Origin of the sequence: Aeromonas sp. DNRA1, from assembly GCF_963888745.1 — a bacterium.
Taxonomy (GTDB): domain Bacteria; phylum Pseudomonadota; class Gammaproteobacteria; order Enterobacterales; family Aeromonadaceae; genus Aeromonas; species Aeromonas hydrophila.
In genome coordinates this window covers 222,742-242,758 of the sequence record NZ_CAWPKQ010000002.1, presented here as the reverse complement: position 1 = coordinate 242,758, position 20,017 = coordinate 222,742, and the positions used below count along the sequence as shown (strand labels likewise).

The window sequence follows — 20,017 nt, the reverse complement described above, 5'->3', positions numbered from 1 at the left end:
CCTCTGCTTCTCCCCGGTCACAAGGCCCGTCATCCCCCTTTTATCCCCTCGCTTCGGGCCGTCGGCCGGGAGGCTCGCCGTTGACCGCCTTTACGGGTTAAGATACCGGCCACTCAACCCATTGCAGTTCAATCCGAGCCTTATCGCCCGTGAAATTACAGCCCGTGAAATCAAAACTCCTGACCAGCCTGTTTGCCATGGCCTCTGGCGCCATGGCCGTGCTCGCCTTCTCGCCCTTCAACTACTGGCCGCTGGTGATCCCCTCCCTGCTCGGTCTCTACGCCCTGCTGGACAAGGCCAACCCCAAGCAGGCGGCCTGGCGCGGCTTTGGCTACGCCATGGGGCTGTTTTTGCCGGGGCTGTGGTGGATCCACGTCAGCATGACCATGTTCGGCGGCATTCCGCTGCCGGTGGCCTTCGTGTTGCTGGCCGGGCTGTCGGCCTATCTGGCGCTCTACCCGACGCTGGCCTGCTGGGCCTTCGCCCGCTTCTTCAGCGGTCGCCACTGGAGCCGCTGGCTACTCGCCTTCCCGGCGCTCTGGCTGATGGCCGACTGGCTGCGCGGCTGGGTGATGACCGGCTTCCCCTGGCTCTGGTTCGGCTACAGCCAGATCGACGGGCCGCTCAAGGGCTTTGCCCCCATTCTCGGCGTGCAGGGCATCACCCTGGCGCTGCTGTTGACCGCCTCCGCCCTCTGGCTGCTCTGGCAGAGCCGCAAGCCGGCCTGGCTGCTGGTACCGGTGGCCCTGGTGGGCGCCGCCCAGGGGCTGATGCAGCTGAACTGGGTAACCCGCGGTGAACCGGTCAAGGTGGCGCTGGTGCAGGGCAACATCGAACAGTCCCTCAAGTGGGATCCGGAGGCGCTGGTGCCGACGGTGCGCAAGTATCAGGATCTCAGCCGCGAGAACCAGGACGCCGACATCATCGTCTGGCCGGAGTCTGCCATCCCGGCCATCGAGAAAGAGATGGGCAACTATCTGGAGAGCCTGGACAAGGCGATGAAGGTGAACGATACCGGCCTGCTGGCGGGGATCATCCACTACGATCTCGAGCAGCAGCGCTTCTTCAATACCGTGCTCGGCATGGGGGTGCAGGATGCGGAAGGCAAGGAGTCCTACTACTACCAGCACAAAAACCGTTACTACAAATACCACCTGCTGCCCATCGGCGAGTTCGTGCCCCTTGAAGATCTGCTGCGTCCCATCGCGCCCTTCTTCAACCTGCCCATGTCCTCCTTCAGCCGCGGTGACGAGGTGCAGCCGAATCTGATCGCCAAGGGGCTCAAGTTTGCCGCCGCCATCTGCTACGAGATCATCTTCCCGGACGAGGTGCGCCGCAACGTGCAGCCTGATACCGACTTCCTGCTGACCGTCTCCAACGACGCCTGGTTCGGCACCAGCATTGGTCCCTGGCAGCACATGGAGATCGCCCGCATGCGTGCCCTCGAACTGGCCCGCCCGCTGCTGCGCGACACCAACACCGGCATCACCATCGTCACCGAGATCGACGGCAGCATCATCGCCCAGATCCCGCAGTTTGAGGCCGGCGTGCTGCGCACCGAGGTGCGTCCCGCCCACGGCGAGACCCCCTACCTGCGCTTTGGCAGCTGGCCCATGTATGGCATCGCCGCCCTGCTGCTGGCGCTGGGACTGGGGCTGCGCCCCCGCGCCCACCCCTGGGCGCGCAAGGGCTGACCCGGTCGTACAACCCGATAAATGAGGAGAGGCGCCCTTGGGCGCCTCTTTTTTTGGTTTGGCTTATGGCTTGGCACCGTCTGGCTGCTCAGGGAGAGAGCGGCTCACGGTGATACTCATCGGCCCCGCACTCGGGACAAGTGCCGAGCTGCTCGGGGTGCAGCACGGTATGGCGCCACTCGCAGTGATCGCACACCAAGACCCCGAGCCCCACCCAGTCGCCAGCCCGGTAGACGCCTTTGTGCTCCAGCTCGTCCGCCAGCTCCTGCCACTCCACCTGGGTGCGGTCGGTCACGTCCGCCAGCCAGGACCAGGCGGTATCTTTGAGCGCCAGCATGAAGGCGGACTCCTCCACCTGCTCATCCTTGCGCCCCTCGTCATAGTTGCCCAGATCCCGCTTCACATACTCGGCGATCAGCGCCAGCTCGTCCTGGGTCAGATCCCCGGCCGCCTCCAGATAGGCCTGCACCTTGGCGATCATCCGGTTGAGGCGCTCCCCCTGGAACTGTTCTGTCTCTTGCCACTGCTTTTGCAGCTCGGCAATGAAGGCTTCGTACCCTTTTTGACGTTTGTCCATGGCCGTTACTCCTCTACTGAACCCTGATCAGGCCCGGCTTAAGGCCCGAGGGACGCTGGCGGTTGTTGCCGCCGCAGGATATGGGTATTCTATTGCGATTTCCCAGCTGATTTATCTATCCATTTCACAGATCCGGATGTCACCAATGCAAGAGCAATACGTTCCCCAATCCATAGAACCAGCAGTGCAAAAGCACTGGGATGCCAAGAAAACCTTCAAGGCGGTGGAGAAAGTAGACAAGGAAAAGTTCTACTGCCTCTCCATGTTCCCCTATCCGTCTGGTCGTCTACACATGGGGCACGTTCGCAACTACACCATAGGTGATGTGATCTCCCGTTATCAACGCCTCAATGGCAAGAACGTGCTGCAACCCATCGGTTGGGACGCATTCGGCCTGCCGGCGGAAAACGCCGCCATCAAGAACAACACGGCACCGGCGCCCTGGACCTACGAAAACATCGAATACATGAAGAACCAGCTGAAGATGCTGGGTCTGGGTTATGACTGGGATCGCGAGCTGGCCACCTGCAAGCCGGACTACTACCGCTGGGAGCAGTGGTTCTTCACCAAGCTCTACGAGAAGGGTCTGGTCTACAAGAAGACCTCTTCCGTCAACTGGTGCCCGAACGACATGACCGTACTGGCCAACGAGCAGGTTGTCGACAACTGCTGCTGGCGCTGTGACACCCCGGTGGAGCAGAAAGAGATCCCCCAGTGGTTCATCAAGATCACCGACTACGCCGAAGAGCTGTTGAACGATATCGACAACCTGGAAGGCTGGCCTGAGATGGTCAAGACCATGCAGCGCAACTGGATTGGCCGCTCCGAAGGGGTCAACATCAGCTTCGCCATCGAGGGTCAGGCTGAGCATCTGGAGGTCTACACCACCCGTCCGGACACCTTCATGGGCGTGACCTATGTCGGTATCGCCGCCGGCCACCCGCTGGCGCTGCAAGCAGCCCAGACCAATCCGGAACTGGCCGCCTTTATCGAAGAGTGCAAGAACACCAAGGTAGCCGAAGCTGAACTGGCCACCATGGAGAAGAAGGGCATGGCCACCGGCCTCTACGCCATTCACCCGCTGGATGGCCGCAAGGTGCCGGTCTGGGTCGCCAACTTCGTGCTGATGAACTACGGCACTGGCGCCGTGATGGCGGTACCGGGCCACGACCTGCGCGACCATGAGTTCGCCACCAAGTACGGTCTCGAGATCAAGCCGGTCATCAAGCCGGTCGATGGCGAGCTGCCGAACGTGATCGACGCCGCCTACACCGACAAGGGCGTGCTGTTCAACTCCGGCGAGTTCGACGGCCTCGAGTTCCAGCCGGCATTCGATGCCATCGCCAGCAAGCTGGAAAGCCTTGGCTGCGGCAAGCGCACCGTCAACTTCCGTCTTCGCGACTGGGGTGTCTCCCGTCAGCGCTACTGGGGTGCCCCCATCCCGATGTTGACCCTGGCCGACGGCACCGTCGTACCGACCCCGGAAGACCAACTGCCGGTACTGCTGCCGGAAGACGTGGTGATGGACGGCATCCAGAGCCCGATCAAGGCCGACGCCGAGTGGGCCAAGACCACTTACAACGGCCAGGAAGCGTTCCGCGAGACCGATACCTTCGACACCTTTATGGAGTCCTCCTGGTACTACGCCCGCTACTGCTCCCCGGACTACGACAAGGGCATGCTGGATCCGGCGGCAGCCAACCACTGGCTGCCGGTGGATCAGTACATCGGCGGCATCGAGCACGCCTGTATGCACCTGCTCTACGCCCGCTTCTTCCACAAGCTGCTGCGTGACGCAGGCCTCGTGAACAGCGACGAGCCGTTCAAGCGCCTGCTCTGCCAGGGCATGGTGCTGGCCGACGCCTTCTACTACAAAGACGAGAAGGGCGGCAACGTCTGGGTCAGCCCGACCGACGTCAAGGTGGAGCGTGACGAGAAGGGTCGCATCACCAAGGCCGTCGACAATGAAGGTCGTGAAGTGATCCACTCCGGCATGACCAAGATGTCCAAGTCCAAGAACAACGGCATCGACCCCCAGCTGATGGTCGAGCGTTACGGCGCCGATACCGTGCGTCTGTTCATGATGTTCGCCTCGCCCGCCGAGATGACCCTGGAGTGGTCCGACTCCGGCGTCGAGGGTGCCCAGCGCTTCCTGCGCCGTCTGTGGCGCATCACCTTCGAGCACGTCAGTGCCGGCGTAGCTCCTGCACTGAATGTGGCGGCACTCAGCGGTGACCAGAAGGCCGTGCGCCGCGAGCTGCACAAGACCATCGCCAAGGTGAGCGACGACGTGGGTCGCCGTCAGACCTTCAACACCGCCATCGCTGCCATCATGGAGCTGATGAACAACCTGGCCAAGCTGGGCAGCGACGAGCAGGATCGCGCCCTGATGCAGGAAGCGCTGGAAGCGGTCGTGGTCATGCTCTACCCCATCACCCCGCACATCGGCTTCGAGCTGTGGAAGATGCTGGGCAAGGGCGACGACGTGGATCACGCCACTTGGCCGGTGGCCGACGAAGCTGCCATGGTCGAGACCGAGAAGCTGGTGGTGGTGCAGATCAACGGCAAGATGCGCGGCAAGCTGACCGTGCCGGCCGAGATCAGCCAGGCCGACGTCGAGAAGCTGGCCATGGCCGATGCCTCGGTCCAGAAGTTCACCGACGGTCTGACTGTGCGCAAGGTGATCTACGTGCCGGGCAAGCTGCTCAACATCGTGGCCAACTGATGCCATACCGCCTGGCCATGCAGACTGACCGTCTGGTTGCCAGGCGGTAACAGCAAACGGATGATAACGGCGGGCCCTGCGCCCGCCGCTCTTCACTTCATGCAAAGAGGATTTTCTATGGGCACCACCCTCACTCGCTGGCTGACCATACTGCTGACCGGTCTGCTGCTGCAGGCCTGCGGTTTTCAGATGCGCGGCACCGCCATCCCGCCCGAGTTGATGACCATGAAGGTGGTCGGTGACAACAAGAGCGACTTCTATCGGCTGGTCACCACCCGCCTCAAGGCGGCCGGTGTGCAGCTCGCCGACAAGGAGGGCATCCCGGTGCTGACCCTGTCCGGCGTCGGCAGCACTAGCCAGGTCGCCTCCGTCGACTCCATCGGCCAGGCCCGTGAATACGTGTTGGGCTACAACACCCAGTTCACCGTCTCCATGCCGGGCAAGCCGACCCAGGTCTTCCCCATCGCCTTCAACCGCAGTTTCCTGAACAAGCCGGACGCGGCGCTCGCCTCCTCCCGCGAGCAGGAGCAGCTTGGCAAGGAGATGCAGGAGCAGGCCGCCAACCTGGTGATCCGCCAGCTCAGCCAGGTCAAGTTCTGATGCAAGTATCTTGATGAGAGTTCGTTGATGAGAGTCTATCCCGAGCAGTTTGCGGATCACCTCAAAGCAGGGCTCAAGCCCTGCTATCTCATTTTTGGGGACGAGCCCCTGCTCAAGCTGGAAGCGATCGATGCCGTGCGCCAGGTGGCGCGCAAACAGGGCTTCGATGAGCGCCACAGCTTCGTGGTGGAGCAAGGGCTGGACTGGAATCAGGTCTACGATGTCTGCCAGGCCATGAGCCTGTTCTCGGCACACCAGATCATCGAGCTGGAGCTGCCGGCCAAGGTCGACAAGGAGTTGGCCGCCCGCATCAGCGAGATCGGCAAACAGCTGCACCCCGACCTGCTGCTGGTCCTGAGCGGTAATCGCCTCAACCAGACCCAGATGAAGGCAGCCTGGTTCGACAAGCTGAGCCAGAGCGGCACCTATGTGCCGGTCAACCACCCCGAGCCCCGTTTCTTCCCGCGCTGGATGAGCGCCCGCTTCCAGCGCTTCGGCCTCAAGGCGCTGCCGGATGCGGTCAACTTCATGTGCCACTCCTATGAGGGCAACCTGCTGGCCGCCAGCCAGGAGATAGAGAAGCTGACCCTGCTCTCGCCGCCCCAGCCCATCAGCGTCGCCTATCTGCAGGAGACCATCATCCGCCACGCCCACTTCACTCCGTTTCAGCTCATCGACACCCTGCTGGAAGGGAAGGTGAACCGGGCCCAGCGCATCCTGCTGGCCCTGCGCGCCGAGGGCACCGAGCCCGGCATGCTGGCCTGGGCCTTGTGCCGCGAGCTGGAGCAGCTCACCGAGCTGGCGCTGGCGGCCAGGGCCGGTCAGCCGCTGGTGGAGCACTTCTCCCGCCTGCGCATCTGGCAGAGCCGCCAGCAGCTCATTCAACAGGCGCTGACCCGGCTGCCCTTCGCCAAGCTGCAGCAGTTGTGGCAGCTGATGGCCCGCCTCGACGACGCCCAGCGTCGCTTCGATACCGAGCAGGCCTGGCTGATGCTGCAGACTCTCGCCCTCGGTTTTCGCGATGGTACCCCCTTGCCGCTGGCGGGATCTGACGCATGATCCAGCCCGTCGACATCCCCGCCATCGCCGGAGGAAGCCCATGTTGAAACCGCCCATCGGCATTCTGGGGGGAACCTTTGATCCCATCCACATCGGTCACCTGCGCCCGGCCATCGAGGCCCGCGACGCCCTGGGCCTGGCCGAAGTGCGTCTGCTGCCGAACCATATTCCGCCCCACCGGGCCAGCCCCTTCTGCTCGAGCGAGCAGCGCCTGGCCATGGTCGCCCTGGCAGCAGCGGAAAACCCGGGCTTCGTGGTGGATGAGCGGGAGCTCAAGCGGGACACCCCCTCCTGGACCATCGACACCCTCATCGAGCTGCGTCATGAACTGCCGGACACCCCGCTCTGCTTTTTGATGGGGATGGACTCCCTGCTCGGCCTGCCGAGCTGGCACCGCTGGCAGGAGCTGCTCGATTACGCCCATCTGGTGGTGAGTACCCGCCCTGGCTGGCAGCCCGATTATCCGGCCGAGGTGGCCGAGCTGCTGGCCCGCCACCAGAGCCTGCAGGTGGCAGATCTGCACCGACTGTGCCACGGCCGCATCTGGCTAGCGGACAATCTGCCGGTCGAGCTGTCGGCTACCCGCCTGCGGGCGCTGCTGGCGACGGGCGCGGATCCCCGCTATCTGCTGCCGCCGTCAGTGGCGCAATACATCCGCCAGCAAGGGCTGTACCGGCCGGCATGAACCCGATCGCGGCTGGCGGTTGTCCGGCGCGGATCGCGCACTATAGTGATCAACAGGGGGCGAGTTTGCCAAGCGGGCACGGCCCCTGTTCCACTCCCCTTCGCCGCACTGGGAAACGGGAGTGACCATGATATAATCCGCCGCCCTCACGCCGTGAAAGCGCGCCGGAATACAGGAGAGACTCATTGCAAGGTCAAGAATTGCATGCCTTTATCGTCGACAAGATCGATGACATGAAAGGCCGCGACATCATCACCCTCGATGTACGCGGCAAATCCAGCATCACCGACACCATGATCGTCTGTTCCGGCAACTCCAGCCGTCACGTCAGCGCCATCGCCCACCATCTGGCCAGCGAAGCCCGCCATGCCGGGCTCGATCTGCTGAGCGTGGAAGGCCAGCTCACCGGCGAGTGGGTACTGGTGGATCTGGGTTCGGTGATCGTGCACGTGATGCAGGATGAGCATCGCGACTTCTATCAGCTGGAAAAACTCTGGAGCGGTACCGCTCAAGTGAACGCGCAATAACCGAGTACAAGTGTAATAAACGATGAAGATCCAGTTGATTGCGGTGGGCACCAAGATGCCCGCCTGGGTAGAGCATGGCTTCGAAGAGTATCGTCGTCGTTTCCCCAAAGACATGCCGTTCGAGCTGGTCGAGATCGGCGCCGGCAAACGTGGCAAAAATGCCGACATCCCCCGCATTCTGCAAAAAGAGGGGGAAGCCATGCTGGCGGCAGCCGGTCGTTCGCGTATCGTGACCCTGGATATTCCCGGCAAACCCTGGACCACCGAGCAGCTCGCCGTGCAGCTGGAAGCCTGGAAGCTGGATGGCCGCGACGTGGCCCTGCTGGTGGGCGGCCCTGAAGGACTGTCGCCCGAGTGCAAAGCCGCCGCCGAACAGAGCTGGTCGCTGTCGCCACTGACCCTGCCCCACCCGCTGGTGCGGGTGCTGGTGGCCGAGAGCCTCTATCGCGCCTGGAGCATTACCACCAATCATCCTTATCACAGAGAGTGAACCATGCGCTATTCCAGCATCACCCTCGCATACCCGTATCACAGAGAGTGAACCATGCGTTATTCCAGCATCACCCTCACATACCCGAATCACAGAGAGTGAGCCATGCGTTATTCCAGCATCCCCCTCTCAAACCAGAATCACAGAGCGTGAGCATGCACATCTGCACCCCGTTTCTCACCTGCTCGACAGTCATAAGGTAGCGGCATGCTGAAGAATCGCATCGAGATGCGCGACCACAGCGCCGAGGGTCGCCTCTTCTTCCGACGTACCCTGGTCGCCTACATCGGCATGATAGTGCTGATGCTGGTGTTGCTGGGCAATCTCTATTACCTGCAGGTCGAGTCTTACGACACCTACCAAACCCGCTCCAACGACAACCGCATCCGGGTGGTGCCGGTGGCGCCGCCGCGCGGCCTCATCTATGACGCCAACGGCGTGCTGCTGGCGGAGAACCGCCCGGTCTACAGCCTGGAGATAGTGCCGGAAGAGACCAAGGATCTGGAGAAAACCGCCGACGAGCTGATCGCCCTGCTGAAGCTGCCGGAGGGCACCAAGGAGAAGTTCCTGGCCGAGGTCAAGCGCCAGCGCCGCTTCAAACCTGTCGCCCTGTTCGAGAAGCTGACCGAGTATCAGGTCGCCCTCTTCTCGGTCAACCAGCACAACTACCCCGGGGTCAGCATCGAGGCCTACCTCAAGCGCTACTATCCGTTTGGTGACACCCTCACCCATGCGCTGGGTTATGTGGCCAAGATCAACACCCGCGACGTGGAGCGCCTCGACAAGGAGGACAAGCTCGCCAACTATGCCGCCACCAAGGACATCGGCAAGCAGGGGGTGGAGAAGTACTACGAGGATCAGCTGCACGGCGTGGCGGGCTACCAGGAGGTCGAGGTCAACAACCGCGGCCGGGTGGTGCGCACCCTCAAATTCCAGCCGCCCGAGCCCGGCAAGGATATCTACCTCAACATCGACATCCGTCTGCAGCTCAAAGCGCAGGAGTTGCTGGCCGGTCGCCGTGGCGCCATCGTGATGATGGATCCCAATACCGGCGCCATTCTGGCCATGGAGTCGAGCCCGAGCTACGACCCTAACCTGTTCGTGACCGGCATCTCCAGCGCCAACTACTCGGCGCTGCTCAACGATCCGGCAAGGCCGCTGGTGAACCGCACCACCCAGGGCATCTATGCCCCCGCCTCCACCGTCAAGCCCATGATGGCGGTGATGGGGCTCAACGAGGGGGCCATCACCCCCAACTACCGCTACTTCGGCGGCCCCAGCTTCTCCATCCCCGGCACCACCAAGAAGTTTCGCGACTGGCGCCGCTGGGGTCACGGCTGGCTCGACGTCTACCGCGCCATCGAAGTGTCGGCGGATACCTACTTCTACGATCTCGCCTACCGGGTCGGCATCGATAAGATCAACAGCTACATGACCAAGTTCGGCTTCGGTCAGTACAGCGGCGTCGATCTGTACGAGGAGACCAAAGGGGTGATGCCGTCACGCGACTGGAAGATGGCCCGCTGGCGCCAGCCCTGGTATCAGGGTGACACCATCTCCATCGGCATCGGCCAAGGCTACTGGAGCGCCACCCCGATCCAGCTGGCCAAGGCCATCAGCATTCTGACCCAAAACGGCCACGACGTGACGCCGCACCTGCTCAAGAGCACCGCCTCTATCGATGGCGTGGTCAATGCCCCCATCAACCCGAACATGGCCATCCAGACCAAGAGCGACAGCTACTGGCAAGTGGCCAAGGACGGCATGTGGCGGGTCATCAACGGTCACGAGGGAACCGGTCGGCGCGCCTTTGCCAACACCCCCTACAAGGCGGCAGGCAAGTCCGGTACCGCCCAGGTGGTGGGGCTGAAGGAGAACCAGGTCTACAACGCGGCCACCACCAAGGTGGAGCACCGCGACAACGCCCTGTTCGTCTCGTTCGCCCCGTTCGAAGCACCCAAGGCGGTCGTCGCCCTGGTACTCGAAAACGCCGGTGGCGGCAGCAGCATGGCCGCTCCGGTGGCCCGCCAGATGCTGGACGCCTACCTGCTGCCACCGGAGCCGCAACTGCCGCCGGCGCCGGCCAAGAAGCCCCAATCTGAAGAGGTCGCTCCTCATGAGTAATTCCGCTCGCCAGCAGAGCATCTGGTACAAGCTGCACATCGACTTGCCGCTGCTGCTCGGCCTGCTGACCCTGATGTCCCTCTCCATGGTGGTGCTCTACTCCGCCTCCGGCCAGGACGTAGACTCCATCGTGCGCCAGCTGGTGCGCGGCGGGCTGGCGTTTGCCCTGATGATCGGCATGGCCCAGCTGCCCCCCTCCCTCTATGCCCGTTGGTCGGTGCCGCTGTTCGTGGTGGTGGTGCTGCTGCTGGTCGCGGTGGACGTGTTCGGCCATATCGGCAAGGGGGCCCAGCGCTGGCTGGACCTCGGCTTCATGAAGTTTCAGCCCTCCGAGGTGATGAAGCTCTCCATGCCCATCATGGTGGCCGCCTGGCTCAGCCGCCACTCGCTGCCGCCCAAGTTCAGCCACCTGGTGCTGAGTCTCATCATGGTGCTGCTGCCTACCCTGCTGATCGCGGCCCAGCCTGACCTTGGCACCTCCATCCTGGTGGCCGCCTCCGGCTTCTTCGTGATCTTCCTGGCGGGGATAAGCTGGTGGCTGATCGGGCTGGCGGTGCTGCTGATCTGCGCCTTCATGCCGGTGCTCTGGTTCTTCCTGATGCACGACTACCAGCGCCAGCGGGTGCTGATGCTGCTCGACCCTGAGAAGGACCCGCTCGGTCGCGGCTATCACATCATCCAGTCCAAGATAGCGATCGGCTCCGGCGGCGTGTTCGGCAAGGGCTGGCTGCAGGGCACCCAGTCCCAGCTCGAGTTCCTGCCAGAGCGCCACACCGACTTCATCTTCGCGGTGTTCAGCGAAGAGTTCGGCCTGGTGGGCGTGGCCCTCCTGCTGGTGATCTACCTCTACATCATCAGCCGCTGCCTGTTCATCTCCATGCAGGCCCAGAACAGCTTCGAGCGCCTGCTGGGCGGTGCCCTGACCCTCACCTTCTTCGTCTACGTGTTCGTCAACATGGGTATGGTGAGCGGCATCCTTCCGGTGGTAGGGGTCCCCCTGCCGCTGGTGAGCTACGGCGGCACCTCCATGGTGACCCTGATGGCCGGCTTCGGCATCCTGATGTCCATCCAGACCCACAGAAGGCTGCTCGCCTGATGCGACTGGCCGGTTTGCTGCTCTCTCTCGTTGCCCTCACCGCAACGGCGGCCGTCGAGCCTCCGGGGCTCGCCCGGCTCGCCGAGCAGCAACAGGTGCCGCTGGCCGAGCTGCAGGCCGCCGCGGCCCAGGCCAGCTTGCGCCAGGAGGTACTCGACACCATCAGCCGCCCCTGGGAGGCCAAACCCTGGCACCGTTACCGGCCGCTGTTCATCACCCCGGAGCGGATCCGGGACGGTGTCGACTTCTGGCAACGCCACGCCGCCACCCTGGCGCGGGCCGAACAGACCTATCAGGTGCCGGCCTCGCTCATCGTCGCCATCATCGGCATCGAAACCTTCTACGGCCGCCAGATGGGCCGCCATCCGGTGCTCGACAGCCTCTACACCCTGGGCTTCCACTACCCCGAACGGGCAGACTTCTTCGCCAAGGAGTTTGCCCAGCTTGTGCTGCTTGCCCGGGAAGAGAAGTGGCCGCTCACCCGCCTGAAGGGCTCCTATGCCGGCGCCATGGTCATGGGTCAGTTCATGCCCTCCAGCTATCGCCACTACGCGGTCGACTTCGACGGCGACGGCAAGCGTGATCTGTTCGCAAATCCGGTGGATGCCATCGGCAGCGTTGCCCACTATTTTGCCGAGCACCAGTGGCGCTGGGGGGAGTCGCCGGTCGAACCCGCCTTGATCGGGTTGGCGCCAGTGGGTACCCTGCTGGGGCCTGCCCCCGAGCTGACCCAGACCTGGGCCGAGCTGGCCACCGCAGGCATTGAACTCGCCACCCCGCTGGCACCCGACACGCCGGTGAAACTGCTGGCATTGGAACAGGCCGATGGACCGGAATACTGGGTCGCGCGCCACAATTTTTATGTGATCACCCGCTATAACCGCAGCCCGCTCTATGCGATGGCGGTGTATCAACTCAGTCAAGCAATCCAGGACGCGTATGCATTACAGCCACAAACTTCTCCCGCTCAGCCTGACCTTGTTGCTGGCCGCCTGTAGCAGCCAGCCAGAGCAGCTTCCCCCGCCTCCCGAACCGATCCAGCCGGAAAAACCCCAGGTCATCGAGATCCCGCAGGCCACCGGCGCCATCCCGCGCCCCGAACCCCTGAGCGCCAGCGGCAACCGGGATTACTGGATAGGCAAGCAGAAGAACGAGGTGTGGCGCGACATCAAGCACTACAGCGAAGAGGGGACCGCCAGCTGGCTGGCGCAGGATCTGGACGGCCAGAAGACCGCCAACGGCGACGTGCAGGACAGCAAACTGTTCAGCGCCGCCCACCGCAACCTGCCGCTGCCAAGCTATGTGCGGGTCACCAACCTGGACAACGGGCTGGAGACCATAGTACGCGTCAATGATCGCGGCCCCTTCGGCAGCGACCGGCTGATCGATCTCTCCCATGCGGCCGCCAAGCAGCTGGAGATGGTGGAAGGGGGCGAGGCACGGGTGCGGATCGAGCTCATCAACGACACCCCGGACCAGATGGTGATCATGGCCCCCATGAAGCCCATCGAAATGACACCGACCACGCCGGCTGCCGCGGTTCCTGCTGTTCAGGACGGCTTTGTCGGTCAGCCCACCGAACTGGCCATGACCACACCGGCCGCCGCCGAACAGGCCCCCGTCAAGGCTCCGGTCGCCAAACCAGCCAAACCGGCAGCGGCCAAGGCGGCCACGCCCACCAGCAGCGGCGAGGGCAAGATGATCCAGGTGCTGGCCAGCGGCTCGCAGGCGCGGGCCGAGGCGATGGGCAAGGTGATGACCCAGCGCCATGGGGTGCCCTACCAGGTGGCGGCCCACGGTGCCATCTTCCGGGTCCTGCTGGGACCGGTCCCCGCCTCTCAGCAGAGCGCCCTGCTCGAACAGATCCGTCAGGGGGGGCTGGAGCAAGCCTTCATCGTCCCCTGATCGCGGAGTGGCTCACCCAGCATGAACCACCGCCAACCGCCCGCCATCACGTCGTTTCCCGGCGTGATGGCGGCAATGGATGGATAAAAAACCAGGCCAGATGGCACGTCGGGCTTTGACCGACGGTCGCTTCTGGTATAGTGAAGCCCGCATTTTTAACTTGGGTTACCCCAACCAGGCTCCAGGAATTTCAAGATGTCCAAATTTGCCCGTTCAGTTATTCTGGCCTCCCTGATAAGCGCCACCGCTCAGGCCAACACGCCTGTACCGACCCCGAACGCCAACCCCGTGGTCGTTCCCGCCGCGCCGGAGATCTCCGCCAAGGCCCATATTCTGATCGACTACTACTCGGGTCAGGTGCTGGCCGAGCAGAACGCCGAAGAGCGTCTGCCGCCCGCCAGTCTGACCAAGATGATGACCTCCTACATCATCGGCCAGGAGCTGCTGAAGGGGAACATCAAGCGCACCGACATGGTGACCATCAGCCAGAACGCCTGGTCCAAAAACTACTCCGACTCCTCCAAGATGTTCATCGAGGTGGGCAAGCAGGTCTCGGTCGATGACCTGAACAAGGGCATCATCATCCAGTCCGGCAACGACGCCTGCGTCGCCATGGCCGAATTCCTGGCCGGCAGCACCGACTCCTTCGCCAGCCTGATGAACAGCTGGGCCGCCAAGCTCGGCATGAACGACAGCCACTTCATGAACCCGCACGGACTGGATGCGGAAGGTCACTACAGTACCGCCCACGACATGGCGCGCCTGGGCCAGGCCCTGATCCGCGACCTGCCGGACGAGTACAAGATCTACGCCCAGAAATCCTTCGTGTTCAACGGCATCACCCAGCACAACCGTAACCGTCTGCTGTGGGATCAATCCCTGCAAGTTGACGGCATCAAGACCGGCCACGTCAGCCAGGTCGGCTACAACCTGGTTTCCTCCGCCACCAACAACGAAGGCATGCGCCTGATCGCCGTGGTGCTGGGTGCCAGCAGCGAAGCCTCCCGCGCCGCCGAGAGCAAGAAACTGCTCACCTACGGTTTCCGTTTCTTCCAGAGCCTGACCCCGTACAAGGCCGGCACCGAGCTGGTGACCCAGAAGATCTGGATGGGCGACAAGTCTGAAGTGAAACTGGGCGTCGACAAGGACGTCTCCGTACTGGTCACCCGTGGCCAGGGCAACAACCTCAAGGCCGACTTCCAGCTCGAAAGCGAGCTGAAGGCACCGCTGGCCAAGGGCCAACGGGTCGGTACCGTGTTCCTCAAGCAAGGCGACAAGGAGATCAAGCAGGTTCCGCTGGTCGCCCTGGAAGAGGTGCAAGAGGGTGGCCTGATGAGCCGTCTGTGGGATTACCTGGTGATGCTGGTCTCCAGCTGGTTTAAGTAACCTGCGCACAAACCTGATCAAACAGCGGCGCCAACAGGCGCCGCTGCTGTCTTTTGCGGTCGGGCCAGTCAATAACCCTGCAATCTGCAGGTTCCGCCGACTGACGATTTGTGGTAAAAAGCAGCACCTCCATGCCTCGTCTGCCAGACCGGACCTTGATCCCGGCCTGGGCAATGCCCATATACACTTGAGCAGTGCCCGCCACAGACGGGTAAATGGCGGCCCTGATGGGCCATCGGCCACTAGCCACAAGCGATGAAGTCGTCCCGTGACGACACCAAAAGGTGAGTAAATGAATACCAAGTTTGATGAACTGCTGGAGTTCCCCTGCAAGTTCCCGTTCAAGGTGCTCGGCGTTGCCGACCCGGCGCTGCCGGACATGGTGGTAGAAGTGCTGCAGCAGCACGCCCCCGGTACCTACAGCCCGACCGTGCAGCCCAGCTCCAAGGGCAACTACCACTCGGTCCGGGTCACTGTGACCGCCCAGAGCAAGGAACATATCGAAGCCATGTATACCGCACTCGGTAACATAGAGCTGGTTCGCTACGTCCTGTAAGTCGCCTCTCTCGCCCCGCCACCGGGGCGACTGATTATTTGCCAGCCGGCTGTCGTGGCCGCGCTGGCCGACCCCAGCGCCTGTCAGTGAGGAAAGATGTCACTCCAAACCCCCGCCGAATCACCATCGTCAGCCCCCCGGCTGCTGGTCAGACAGCTGGGCCGCCGTCCCTACCAGCCGGTATGGGATGCCATGAAGGCCTTCACCGACAGCCGTACCCCCGACACCCCGGACGAGTTCTGGGTGGTGGAGCACGACCCCGTCTACACCCAGGGCCAGGCCGGCAAGGCCGAACATCTGCTCGCCCCCGGCGACATCCCGGTGGTGCAGAGCGATCGCGGTGGCCAGGTGACCTATCACGGCCCCGGCCAGCTGGTGCTCTACGTGCTGGTGGATGTGCGCCGCAGCAAGCTGACGGTGCGCGAGCTGGTGACCTGCCTCGAGACCGCCATCATCAACACCCTGGCCAAGAGCGGGATTGAGGCTTATGCCAAACCCGACGCCCCCGGCGTCTATGTGAAGAACCAGCTCGGCGCCTCGCTGCAGACAGAAGCCAAACTGGCCTCGCTCGGCCTGCGCATCCGCAAGGGTTGCTCGTTCCACGGCCTGGCCCTCAACGTCAACATGGACATGACCCCCTTCCTGCGCATCAATCCGTGCGGCTATGCGGGCATGGCCATGACCCAGACCAGCGCCCTGGGCGGCCCGCAGAGCGTGGCCGAGGCGCAAGCGATGCTGGTGGCCGAACTGGCCAGCCTGATCGGCTATGAGACAATCACGAATACCGAAGAGGCGGCATGAGCGAGCCCATGCTGCCTGGCCATGAGGGCACCGAGATGACCCTGGTGGCTATCAACCAGACAATAACAAACACCGAGAGTGAATCATGAGCAAACCCGTTCGTATGGAGCCGGGCGTCAAGCTGCGCGATGGCGACAAGATGGCCCTGATCCCGGTGAAATTCATGCCGGATCCCAACGAAGAAGTGCTGCGCAAGCCGGACTGGATGCGGATCAAGCTGCCGCCGTCGAGCCAGAAGATCGAGCACATCAAGAGCACCCTGCGCAAGAACAAGCTGCACTCAGTGTGTGAGGAAGCCTCCTGCCCCAACCTGGCGGAGTGCTTCAACCACGGCACCGCCACCTTCATGATCATGGGCGCCATCTGCACCCGTCGCTGCCCCTTCTGCGACGTGGCCCACGGCCGCCCGCTGGCGCTCGATCCGGACGAGCCGAAGAAGCTGGCGCTGACCATCAAGGAGATGGGGCTGAAATACGTGGTGATCACCTCGGTGGACCGCGACGATCTGCGCGACGGCGGTGCCCAGCACTTCGCCGACTGCATCAAGCAGATCCGCGAGCACAGCCCGCAGACCCGCATCGAGATCCTGACCCCGGACTTCCGCGGCCGGATGGAGCAGGCGCTGGAAGTGTTTCGCGAGACCCCGCCTGACGTGTTCAACCACAACCTGGAAACCGCCCCGCGCATGTACCGGGTTGCCCGTCCGGGTGCCGACTACAAGTGGTCGCTGGAGCTGCTGCGCCGCATCAAGGAGATGCACCCCCATGTGCCGACCAAGTCCGGTGTCATGATGGGCCTGGGCGAAACCAACGAAGAGATCGTGCAGGTACTCAAGGACTTGCGCGAGCACGGCGTCAACATGCTGACCCTGGGCCAGTATCTGCAGCCGAGCCGCCACCACCTGCCGGTGAAGCGCTACGTGCCGCCCGCAGAGTTCGACGAGCTCAAAGACGTGGCCATGGGGCTGGGCTTCTCCCACGCCGCCTGCGGTCCCTTCGTCCGCTCCTCCTACCATGCGGACCTGCAAGCCAAGGGCGAAGAGGTGAAATAACCTCGCTCCCCCTGGTCAAAAAAGAGCGCCCCTGGGCGCTCTTTTTTATGGGGCCGGCCGCAGGCGGACGCCGTTCCAGCTGCCGACCACGACCAGCGCCGTTTGCACTCACTTCGCCGCCGGGTTAACGTGAGCCTCCCTTCTCCCCTTGAGTGATCTGCAGGATGCCGACACCGCTTATCCGCTTGCTGCCCATGAGCGAGCAGCACTACCCCGCCTATTGCGCCTGCTTCATCGAGGAGTACGCGCAGGATCTCGCCAGCAACCACGGCCACGACCTCGCCACCGCCCGCCACAAGGCCGAGGCCTCCCTGCAGCGCTATCTGCCGCAAGGGGTGGCCAGTGCCGGCCATTGCCTGCTCTGCATCCTGCCCGCAGAGGAAGCGGTTGCCCCCGCCGAGGAGGAGCCACTGGGTTATCTCTGGCACGCCATCGACAGCGACGGCGCCGCCACCTTTATCTATGACTTCTATGTCGCGCCGACCCACCGCAGCCGGGGGATAGGCAAGGCAGCCATGGCGCTGCTGGAAGCCGAGCTCAAACGCAGCGGCATCCACCAGATCACCCTGCGGGTCGCCCACGACAACCCGCGCGCCCTGGCGCTTTACCAGGAGGCGGGCTTCGCCATCACCGGCTACAACATGGCCAAACGGCTGGGTTGAACGCCTTGTCCCGCCCTTGTACTACCCGGACAGGGGCGTGCCACCACCCGGCTGGCGCTGATATGATGAGGCCGCCCCGGCCTGCGTCGCTGCGCACGCCCTGTTTGTTCCCTGTCGCCCCGTTTCAGGATCCTGCTTATGTCACACATCCGCGTCTTCATCGTGCACGGCTATACCGCCTCCCCCCACTCCCACTGGTTCCCCTGGCTCAAGGCACGGCTCGAAGCCCGCGATATCCGGGTCGAGGTGCTGGCCATGCCTGATCCCCACCATCCGCAACCCGCCGCCTGGGACGCCGCCATGGACAGCCTGGTACGCGATCACGATGAGCGGACCTTTCTGCTGGGCCACAGCCTCGGCTGCATCACCATCTTGCGCCAGCTGAGCCGCCTGCCCGCCTCCTGCCGGGTGGGCGGGATCCTGCTGGTGTCCGGCTTCGATCAGCCGCTGCACACCCTGCCTGAGCTGGATCCCTTCATGACCCAGGGTTACGACCCGGCCCACATCATGGCGCTGGCGCCCCGGCGGGTCGTGGTCGCCTCCCGCGACGATGCCATCGTGCCCTATCGCTACTGCCAGCATCTGAGCGAACAGCTGGCCGCACCGCTCTACAGCCTGGAGCATGGCGGTCACTTCCTCGATCGGGACGGTTTTTTGGAGCTGCCGCTGGTACACGACCGCCTGCTGGGGATGATCGAAGACCAATAGATAACAAAACGGCCACTTGCGTGGCCGTTGCAACACTCAGCAGGCTAGAGCGAGATGCCGGAAAAAGACATGAAGCCGAGCGACATAAGCCCGGCCACGATGAAGGTGATGCCGATGCCGCGCAGCCCCTCCGGCACATCCGAATACTTCATCTTCTGGCGCAGACCGGCGATGGCGACGATGGCCAGCAGCCAGCCCAGCCCCGAGCCCGCTCCGTACACCACGGATTCGATGAAATCGTAATCCCGCTGGGCCATGAACATCACCCCGCCGAAGATGGCGCAATGCACCGTCAGCAGCGGCAGATAGATGCCGAGCGCGTGATAGAGCGCCGGGAAATGTTTGTCCAGCACCATCTCCATCACCTGCACCAGCGCCGCCAGCACCCCGATATAGACGATGAAATCGAGAAAGCTCAGATCAAACTCGCCGAGGAAGGTACTCTCGGGACGCAGGATATGGCGGTAGATCAGGTTGTTGAGGGGAATGGCGATCACCATGACCACCAGCACCGTCATGCCAAGGCCGAAGGCGGTGTTGATGTTCTTGGAAACGGCCAGAAAGGTGCACATGCCAAGGAAGAAGGCCAGCGCCAGGTTTTCGACAAAAATCGAGTGAATAAAGAGGTTTACATAATAATCCATCGGGTCGGCTCACAACGTGTACGGGGCGGGAGCCGCCTTCGCGCCCGCCGGCGGGCAGGCACGAAGACGGTGCAAGGAGGGCACCGGACCGCACGGGCATGCCTTCGCGGCTGACATCAATCAGCGAGGAGGGGAAGACTCGGGCGGACGGGCGCTCAGCAAGCAGCCGGACGCGAGTCGCTGTGGCAGAAACGAAATTGCAGGTGATGGCAGCTCAAGCGCCACCGGTGCAGATAACCGAAGTAGTCGCTCAGTTGCCTGAGGTAGATGAGGGGCAGGAAGAATAGCAGGCCGCAGAGCAGGCCGAGGATATCGTGCTGGAACCAGGCCAGCAGCACCTCATAGAGCTCGGCTTGAGCGGCCCCTTCCAGCCGTCGACCCTGCTCGAAGCTGAGTCGCCACTGGCCGCCCGGCGGCAGGCTGACGCTGTTGACAAGCCCGGGATCGGCCGGCTCATGCAACTGCATCGAGGCACCCTGGCCAACCGCGGCCTGACGTACGGCTGCACCGACCTCTGCCGCGGCGAAGGCGGCAAGCCACAGAAGGCAGGCGATGGCGAGGGCCATCGGCCAGGTAGAGCGTCGGCCAGAGGGTGACAAGCGGGGAGTCCCTTCTTTAAAAGAGAATTCAGCGAGGCCGAATATATCACAATTCATCTTTTTATTAAATTATAAACCCTGCAAACACCCACGAATTGATACTAAAAACCCTCTTTATAAATAAAGAG

Annotated in this window: 20 protein-coding genes; 17 read left to right on the top strand and 3 right to left on the bottom strand. The window is 63.1% G+C overall.

Translation table 11 applies throughout. The features are described from left to right. Positions 1-149 precede the first annotated feature (149 nt). Complete coding sequence (lnt, locus tag AACQ43_RS07155) at positions 150-1,694, top strand: apolipoprotein N-acyltransferase (RefSeq protein ID WP_029299325.1); 1,545 nt, start codon at positions 150-152, stop codon at positions 1,692-1,694. 88 nt (positions 1,695-1,782) lie between these two features. On the opposite strand, the gene AACQ43_RS07150 is transcribed toward lnt, so the two are convergent. Next, positions 1,783-2,271 (bottom strand): zinc ribbon-containing protein, encoded by a 489-nt coding sequence (locus tag AACQ43_RS07150; RefSeq protein ID WP_005298255.1) that lies wholly within the window; start codon positions 2,269-2,271, stop codon positions 1,783-1,785. Positions 2,272-2,416: 145 nt separating this feature from the next. On the opposite strand from AACQ43_RS07150, the gene leuS reads away from it, so the two are divergent. From leuS to AACQ43_RS07070, 16 genes are all read left to right on the top strand, one after another. Beyond that, positions 2,417-4,996 carry a leucine--tRNA ligase gene (gene leuS / locus AACQ43_RS07145; protein WP_029299324.1) on the top strand — a complete coding sequence of 860 codons (2,580 nt, stop codon included), beginning with the start codon at positions 2,417-2,419 and terminating at the stop codon, positions 4,994-4,996. Positions 4,997-5,113: 117 nt separating this feature from the next. After that, complete coding sequence (locus tag AACQ43_RS07140) at positions 5,114-5,596, top strand: LPS-assembly lipoprotein LptE (RefSeq protein WP_016351676.1); 483 nt, start codon at positions 5,114-5,116, stop codon at positions 5,594-5,596. Between the two features lie 27 nt (positions 5,597-5,623). After that, positions 5,624-6,655 carry a DNA polymerase III subunit delta gene (gene holA / locus AACQ43_RS07135; RefSeq protein ID WP_029299323.1) on the top strand — a complete coding sequence of 344 codons (1,032 nt, stop codon included), beginning with the start codon at positions 5,624-5,626 and terminating at the stop codon, positions 6,653-6,655. 40 nt (positions 6,656-6,695) lie between these two features. Beyond that, on the top strand, positions 6,696-7,340 hold the full coding sequence (gene nadD, locus AACQ43_RS07130; protein ID WP_029299322.1) for a nicotinate-nucleotide adenylyltransferase: 645 nt from the start codon (positions 6,696-6,698) through the stop codon (positions 7,338-7,340). A gap of 185 nt (positions 7,341-7,525) precedes the next feature. After that, on the top strand, positions 7,526-7,867 hold the full coding sequence (rsfS, locus tag AACQ43_RS07125; RefSeq protein ID WP_011707026.1) for a ribosome silencing factor: 342 nt from the start codon (positions 7,526-7,528) through the stop codon (positions 7,865-7,867). 22 nt (positions 7,868-7,889) lie between these two features. Then, complete coding sequence (gene rlmH, locus AACQ43_RS07120; protein ID WP_005298242.1) at positions 7,890-8,357, top strand: 23S rRNA (pseudouridine(1915)-N(3))-methyltransferase RlmH; 468 nt, start codon at positions 7,890-7,892, stop codon at positions 8,355-8,357. A gap of 207 nt (positions 8,358-8,564) precedes the next feature. Beyond that, the gene (gene mrdA / locus AACQ43_RS07115; protein WP_016351679.1) at positions 8,565-10,481 is read left to right on the top strand and encodes a penicillin-binding protein 2; all 1,917 of its coding nucleotides are present in this window, start codon (positions 8,565-8,567) and stop codon (positions 10,479-10,481) included. Then, complete coding sequence (gene rodA / locus AACQ43_RS07110; RefSeq protein ID WP_016351680.1) at positions 10,474-11,577, top strand: rod shape-determining protein RodA; 1,104 nt, start codon at positions 10,474-10,476, stop codon at positions 11,575-11,577. Before mrdA ends, rodA begins: the two co-directional genes overlap by 8 nt. Beyond that, positions 11,577-12,575, top strand: a complete 999-nt coding sequence (gene mltB, locus AACQ43_RS07105; protein WP_168966689.1) for a lytic murein transglycosylase B — start codon at positions 11,577-11,579, stop codon at positions 12,573-12,575. The genes rodA and mltB overlap by 1 nt, the downstream gene beginning before the upstream one ends. Beyond that, a complete protein-coding gene (locus tag AACQ43_RS07100; protein ID WP_029299320.1) occupies positions 12,517-13,482 on the top strand; it encodes a septal ring lytic transglycosylase RlpA family protein in 966 nt (321 codons plus the stop codon). Before mltB ends, AACQ43_RS07100 begins: the two co-directional genes overlap by 59 nt. Positions 13,483-13,677: 195 nt before the next feature. After that, positions 13,678-14,868: a D-alanyl-D-alanine carboxypeptidase family protein gene (locus tag AACQ43_RS07095; RefSeq protein WP_011707032.1), complete on the top strand. Its 1,191-nt coding sequence runs from the start codon at positions 13,678-13,680 to the stop codon at positions 14,866-14,868. Between the two features lie 292 nt (positions 14,869-15,160). Then, on the top strand, positions 15,161-15,424 hold the full coding sequence (ybeD, locus tag AACQ43_RS07090; protein WP_005298227.1) for a DUF493 family protein YbeD: 264 nt from the start codon (positions 15,161-15,163) through the stop codon (positions 15,422-15,424). 96 nt (positions 15,425-15,520) lie between these two features. Then, on the top strand, positions 15,521-16,225 hold the full coding sequence (lipB, locus tag AACQ43_RS07085; protein WP_017409254.1) for a lipoyl(octanoyl) transferase LipB: 705 nt from the start codon (positions 15,521-15,523) through the stop codon (positions 16,223-16,225). 85 nt (positions 16,226-16,310) lie between these two features. Next, a complete protein-coding gene (lipA, locus tag AACQ43_RS07080; protein ID WP_011707035.1) occupies positions 16,311-17,276 on the top strand; it encodes a lipoyl synthase in 966 nt (321 codons plus the stop codon). Between the two features lie 164 nt (positions 17,277-17,440). After that, positions 17,441-17,938: a GNAT family N-acetyltransferase gene (locus AACQ43_RS07075; protein WP_029299319.1), complete on the top strand. Its 498-nt coding sequence runs from the start codon at positions 17,441-17,443 to the stop codon at positions 17,936-17,938. Between the two features lie 138 nt (positions 17,939-18,076). Beyond that, positions 18,077-18,646 (top strand): RBBP9/YdeN family alpha/beta hydrolase, encoded by a 570-nt coding sequence (locus AACQ43_RS07070; protein WP_029299318.1) that lies wholly within the window; start codon positions 18,077-18,079, stop codon positions 18,644-18,646. A gap of 44 nt (positions 18,647-18,690) precedes the next feature. On the opposite strand, the gene nqrE is transcribed toward AACQ43_RS07070, so the two are convergent. Beyond that, the gene (gene nqrE / locus AACQ43_RS07065; RefSeq protein ID WP_011707038.1) at positions 18,691-19,290 is read right to left on the bottom strand and encodes an NADH:ubiquinone reductase (Na(+)-transporting) subunit E; all 600 of its coding nucleotides are present in this window, start codon (positions 19,288-19,290) and stop codon (positions 18,691-18,693) included. Between the two features lie 155 nt (positions 19,291-19,445). Beyond that, on the bottom strand, positions 19,446-19,757 hold the full coding sequence (locus tag AACQ43_RS07060) for a hypothetical protein (RefSeq protein WP_029299317.1): 312 nt from the start codon (positions 19,755-19,757) through the stop codon (positions 19,446-19,448). Between the last annotated feature and the right edge of the window lie 260 nt (positions 19,758-20,017).